The organism is uncultured Microbacterium sp. (assembly GCF_963524805.1).
Lineage (GTDB): Bacteria > Actinomycetota > Actinomycetes > Actinomycetales > Microbacteriaceae > Microbacterium.
Window position 1 is genome coordinate 168,669 of the sequence record NZ_CAURGG010000006.1, and the last position, 6,253, is coordinate 174,921.

The following is a 6,253-nucleotide window of genomic DNA, read 5'->3' on the forward strand; positions in this document are numbered from 1 at the left end:
GACGCAGTCGGTAGCCTCGGAGCATGTCTGTCAACGATGCGAAGAGCGCCCCGGCGGATCCCACCGCAGCCGAGGCCGTCGCCGGGAACGGCCTGGAGTACCGGGTGATCGACACCGCCGATGCGGCAGTGTTTGACCCCTATCTGCAGGCCGAGATGCGGGGATTCCTGGCGGGGGAGCAGAGCGACCAGCAGCTCGGCGGCATGCGCGACGGGTTGAGCTTCCGGCGCTTCGTCGGGATCTACGACCCCGCCTCGCTCGATCCGGCGCAGCCGGTCGGCACGGTCAACTCCTGGGTCGCCGATCTGTCGCTGCCGGGCCGGCGAGGCCTGCCCATGTGGGCGATCAGCGGCGTCACGGTCGCTCCGACCCACCGGCGTCGGGGCATCGCCCGCGCGATGCTCGAGGGGGAGTTGCGCACGGCCGCCGCCGCGGGCGTTGCGATCGCCGGGCTGACCGTGTCCGAGGCGACCATCTACGGGCGGTTCGGATTCGCCCCGGCGACGTATGCCACCGATTGGTCGATCGAGACGAAGCGGGCCGTGTGGATCGGCCCGCGCCCCGACGGGCGGCTGGACTTCATCGATCGCGCGCGCCTGCGCGACGAACTGCCCGCACTGCACGACCGGGTGCGCGCCGATCGACCCGGGGAGATCGCGGTATGGCCCGGACTCTGGCGCCGCATGGCCGGCCTCGCGCCGGGGCAGGAGGGCGGCGACAAGCTGCGGGCGGTGCGCTACGCCGACCGGGCCGGCGCGACGCGGGGGCTCGCGGTGTACCGCCTCGGCGACGAGGACTCGGATTTCACCAAGCACGAGCTGCATCTGCAGTACCTGCTGACCGAGACCGACGACGCGTATGCGTCGCTGTGGCGGTTCGCGCTCGAGCACGACCTCGTCTCGACGGTGAAGGCGCAGCTGCGTTCGGTCGACGAGCCGCTGCGCTGGATGATCGCCGACCAGCGCAGCACGAAGGTGGAGACCGGTGAGCACGGGTGGTTGCGCATCCTGGATGTGCCCGCGGTGCTGGGCGCCCGCAGCTATCCGGTCGCCGGCTCGTTCCGGCTGCGCGTCGAAGACCCCCTCGGCTTCGCCGACGGCACGTGGATGCTGGCGGTCGACGCGTCGGGCTCGGCGTCGGTGAGCGCGTCGGAGGGGACCCCCGATGCCCGCCTGTCGGTGAACGCGCTGTCGTCCCTGGTGCTGGGCGGCGTGCGGGCATCGACCCTGCGCGCGGCGGGTATGGTGACGGCGGACGAGGCGACCGTGCAGCGCCTGGATGCGGTCTTCGCCTCGGCACAGGTGCCGTATCTCAGCGTCTGGTACTAGCCGCTCGAAGCGGCGTTTGGCAGGCGCCGCGTCACGATTGGCAGGTGCGGCGGCGTGGGGCGGACGCCGGAACGTGAGACTGGAGCAGTGACCCGCCCCCTCGCCGCCCTCGCCCCGTCACCTCCGCGAACCGCGTCGCTCGGGCTCACTCAGGGCATCGCGCTGTACATCGGCTCCGTGCTGGGCACCGGGCTGCTGGTCCTTCCCGGACTCGCCGCACAGGTTGCCGGGCCGGCGAGCATCGTCGCCGTGGTCGCGGTCATCATCCTGTCCGTGCCGCTGGCGGGCACGTTCGCCGCCCTCGCGGCGCGCTACCCGGATGCGGGCGGAGTCGCCAGCTACGCGCGTCGCGCCCTGGGTCCGACCGCCGCCCGGGTGACCGGCTACTGGTTCTTCTTCGGCGTGTGCGCGGGCGCTCCGGTGGTGGCGATGCTGGGTGCGGAGTATGTGGCGGCTGTCGTGGGAGCCGATCGAGCGGTCGTTCCGCTGCTCGGCCTGGTCTTCCTCGCCCTGCCGTTCGGCGTGAACACGTTCGGCGTGCGGGTGGCCGGGTGGCTGCAGCTCGTGTTGACGGCCCTGCTGCTGGCGGTGGTCGTGGCCGTGGTCGCGTTCGCGGCTCCTTCGGTGGAGCCTCGGAACTTCCAGCCGTTCCTTCCGCACGGGTGGGCGGGCGTGGGCACCGCGGTCAGCCTGTTCGTCTGGGCGTTCGCGGGCTGGGAAGTGGGAACGCACGTGTCGGGCGAGTTCCGCGATGCCCGCCGCGTGATCCCGATCGCCACCGCGGTGGCGCTCGTGGTGACCGGTGCGTGCTACCTGGCGCTGCAGATCGTCACCGTCGGCGCGCTCGGCGACGCGGCAGGGGCGGGCCGGGTGCCGCTGCTGACCCTCGCCGGCCTCGGGTCGCCGGGATTCGGGTCCGTCGCCGTGGGAGTGATCGCGGCGATCGTGGCGCTCGGCGTGCTGAACGTGTACCTCGCCGCCTTCGCCAAGCTCGGAGCGTCGCTCGCCGCGAACGGTGATCTGCCCCGCTGGTTCGCGCCCGGAGCCGAGAGCGGCGGCATCCCCCGGCGCGCTCTGGCGCTCACCGGCGCCGTCGTGGCGGTCTACGTCTCGCTCATGGTGTGGAGCGGGCTGGATCTGACGCCGTTCATCCTCGTGCACACCAGCAGCATGGTCGCGATCTACGTCATCGGCATGATCGCGGCGGTGCGCATCCTGCCGACGGGGTCGCGCGGGTGGTGGACGGCGTGGGTCGCGGTCGTCCTCTGCGTCGGGATGCTGGTGCTCGCCGTCCGCTCGATGCTTCCGGTCGTGGTGCTCGCGATCGCCGCCGTGGTCGTGACGCTCGTGCAGCGGCGCCGGGGAGCATCCACGCGCAGATGACGAAGACCGGATGCCGCGGCATCCGGTCCTGGTCATGCGACGGCTAGAGCGTCAGCGCCTTCTTGAGGATCGCCGCCTGCTCGAGCGCGTGCACCTTCGGCGAGCCGGTCGCGGTGGATGCGGCGGCCGCGCGCGAGATGCGGCGGATCGTCCGGCCGTGCAGGTGCTTGACGACCTCGAGCGCGATGAACGGCCACGCGCCCTGGTTCTCGGGTTCGTCCTGCACCCAGAACAGCTGGGCGTTCGGGTAGCTGTCCAGGATCGCGTTGAGCTGCTCGATCGGGGCCGGGTAGTACTGCTCCAGCCGGACGAGTGCGATCTCGGGATTGGGGTTTTTGTCGAGCTCGGCCTTCAGATCCCAGTGGATCTTCCCGGCGTGCAGCAGCACGCGCTTGACGCTGTCGCGATCGAGACCGCGATCGTCATCGAGCACCGGCTCGAACTTGCCCGTCAGGAACGCGTCCACCGGACTCGTCGCGCCGCGCAGGCGCAGCATCGCCTTCGGGGTGAACACGATCAGCGGCCGGCGGGGGCGCATGTAGGCCTGGCGGCGCAGCAGATGGAAGTACGACGCGGGGGTCGACGGACGCGCGACTGTCATGTTGTCCTGCGCGCACATCTGCAGGTAGCGCTCGATGCGCGCCGACGAGTGATCGGGCCCCTGTCCCTCGTAGCCGTGGGGAAGCAGCAGCACGACGCTCGACTGCTGCGACCACTTCTGCTCGGCCGATGAGATGAACTCGTCCAGGACCGACTGGGCGCCGTTGACGAAGTCGCCGAACTGCGCCTCCCAGAGCACGAGCGCATCCGCGCGCTCCACCGAGTAGCCGTACTCGAAGGCGAGGGCGGCGTACTCGCTCAGGAGCGAGTCGTAGACCCAGAATTTGCCCTGCGACTCGCTCAGGTTGGTGAGCGGGATCCACTCCTGTCCGTTCGCCCGGTCGTGCAGCACCGAGTGGCGCTGGACGAACGTGCCCCGACGCGAGTCCTGTCCGGCCAGGCGGACGGCCGTGCCCTCCATCAGCAGCGATCCGAAAGCCAGCAGCTCCGAGAAGCCCCAGTCGATCGAGCCGTTGCGGCTCATGTCCAGGCGCTTCTCCAGCAGCTGCTGAAGCTTGGCGTGCACCGTGAAGCCCTCGGGCTTGTTGACGAACGCGTCGCCGATCATCTGGACGACCTCGCGGGAGACACCCGTCGTCTCCGGCGACCCGACGGCCGGTTCGACCACGGCCTCTTCGACGATCGGGGACGTGCCGGTCTCCGCGGCGTGCGTCTCGGCGAAGGCGATCTCCAGACCGTTCTGGAAGTCCCTCTTGGCCTGCTCGTACTCCTCCTCGGTGATGTCACCGCGACCGACGAGCGCCTCGACGTACAGCCGGCGGACCGACCGCTTCGCTTCGATGAGGTTCGTCATGAGCGGCTGCGTCATCGAGGGGTCATCACCCTCGTTGTGCCCGCGGCGGCGGTAGCAGACCAGGTCGATCACGACGTCGCGGTGCCAGCGCTGACGGTACGCGAAAGCGATCTGCGACACCCGGACGACAGCTTCGGGGTCGTCGCCGTTCACGTGGAAGATCGGCGCCTGGATCGTCTTGGCGACATCGGTCGCGTAGACCGACGTGCGCGCGTCCTGTGGCACGGTGGTGAAGCCGACCTGGTTGTTCACCACGACGTGGATCGTGCCGCCCGTGCGGTAGCCGCGCAGCTGCGACATCTGCAGCGTCTCGACCACGACGCCCTGGCCGGCGAATGCCGCGTCGCCGTGCACGAGGATCGGCAGCCACGAGAACGTCCCGATCGGCTTGCGGTCCTGCTTGGCGCGGACGATGCCCTCGAGCACGCCGTCGACGGTCTCGAGGTGCGACGGGTTGGCCGCGAGGTACACCGGAAGCTCTTCGCCGCGGTCATCGACGAACGTGCCCTCCGTGCCGAGGTGGTACTTGACGTCGCCCGAGCCGCTCTTGCTGCCGACGGCGACCGAGCCCTCGAACTCGCGGAAGACCTGGCCGTACGTCTTGCCGGCGATGTTGGTCAGCACGTTGAGGCGGCCGCGGTGGGCCATGCCGATCGCGGTGCCGTCCAGGCCCGCCTCGGCGGCACCCTGCAGGATCTCATCCAGCAGGGGGATGAGCGACTCCCCGCCCTCGAGGCTGAAGCGCTTCTGCCCCACGTACTTCGTCTGCAGGAAGGTCTCGAACGCCTCGGCCTCGTTGAGCTTGCTGAGGATGCGCAGCTGCTCGTCGTGGCCGGGCTTCTGGTACTTCAGCTCGACGTTCTCCTGGAACCACAGCCGCTGAGCCGGATCCTGGATGTGCATGTACTCGATGCCGATCGTGCGGCAGTACGAGTCGCGCAGCACGCCGAGGATGTCGCGCAGCTTCATCTGGCGCTTGCCGCCGAAGCCGCCCGTGACGAACTCGCGATCCAGGTCCCAGAACGTCAGTCCGTGCTGCTCGATCTCCAGGTCCGGGTGCGTGCGCTGCACGTACTCGAGCGGGTCGATGTCGGCCATGAGGTGGCCGCGCACGCGGAACGAGTTGATGAGCTCCTGCACCCGGGCGGTCTTGTCGACGCGCTCGGCCAGGTCGACGTTGATGTCGTTGCCCCAGTGGATCGGCGCGTACGGGATGCGCAGCGCGGCGAAGATGTCCTCGTAGAAGTTGCGCTGTCCGATGAGCAGCTCGTGCACTTTCTTGAGGAATTCGCCCGAGCCCGCACCCTGGATGACACGGTGGTCGTACGTGCTGGTCAGGGTGATCGTCTTGCCGATCGCGAGTTCGTTGAGCGTCTTCTCGCTCGCGCCCTGGAACTCGGCCGGGTATTCCAGCGCACCGGCGCCGACGATGCAGCCCTGCCCCCTCATGAGGCGCGGAACGGAGTGCACGGTGCCGATGCCGCCGGGGTTGGTGAGCGAGATGGTCGTGCCCTGGAAGTCTGCGGCGGTCAGCTTGTTGGCCCGGGCCCGCGTGATGAGGTCCTCGTACGAGACGAGGTACTCGCTGAAGGTCAGCGTGTCGGCGCGCTTCAGGCTCGGGACCAGGAGGGCACGGGTGCCGTCCGGCTTCGGGAGGTCGATCGCGATGCCGAGGTTGATGTGCGCCGGCGCCACGACCGACGGCTTGCCGTCGATCTCGGCATAGAACACGTTCTGGCTCGGGAACTCCTTGAGCGCGCGGATCAGCGCCCAGCCGATGAGGTGCGTGAAGCTGATCTTGCCGCCGCGGGTGCGCGACATGTGGTTGTTGATGACGATGCGGTTGTCGATCATCAGCTTCGCCGGGATCGTACGCACGCTCGTCGCGGTCGGGACGCTGAGCGATTCGTCCATGTTGACCGCGAGCGCCTTGGTCATGCCCTTCAGGACCGTGACCTTGTCGTCCTCGGGGTTCTCGGCACTCGCGGACGGGGCCACGGCGGGCGCCTGCGCCGGAATGGGCTGGCGGGCGGCCGGGCGCGCCGTGGTGCGCGCGACGGGCGGTGCGCCGATCACGGGGATGGGTGCGGTCACAGGGTGCGCGTCGGCCGGCTGGGCGCCCTCGGAC

General features: G+C 69.7%; 3 protein-coding genes. 2 read left to right on the forward strand and 1 reads right to left on the reverse strand.

The features are described 5' to 3' along the window. The first annotated feature begins 23 nt into the window (after positions 1–23). Both RWQ91_RS12800 and RWQ91_RS12805 read left to right on the forward strand, forming a co-directional pair. Positions 24–1,328, forward strand: a complete 1,305-nt coding sequence (locus tag RWQ91_RS12800) for a GNAT family N-acetyltransferase (RefSeq protein WP_314506601.1) — start codon at positions 24–26, stop codon at positions 1,326–1,328. 87 nt (positions 1,329–1,415) lie between these two features. Next, positions 1,416–2,711, forward strand: a complete 1,296-nt coding sequence (locus RWQ91_RS12805) for an amino acid permease (RefSeq protein WP_314506602.1) — start codon at positions 1,416–1,418, stop codon at positions 2,709–2,711. Between the two features lie 43 nt (positions 2,712–2,754). Here the strand turns inward: RWQ91_RS12805 and RWQ91_RS12810 are convergent. Next, positions 2,755–6,253 (reverse strand): multifunctional oxoglutarate decarboxylase/oxoglutarate dehydrogenase thiamine pyrophosphate-binding subunit/dihydrolipoyllysine-residue succinyltransferase subunit (locus RWQ91_RS12810; RefSeq protein WP_399546420.1); only part of this gene is annotated, 3,499 nt, incomplete at its 5' end.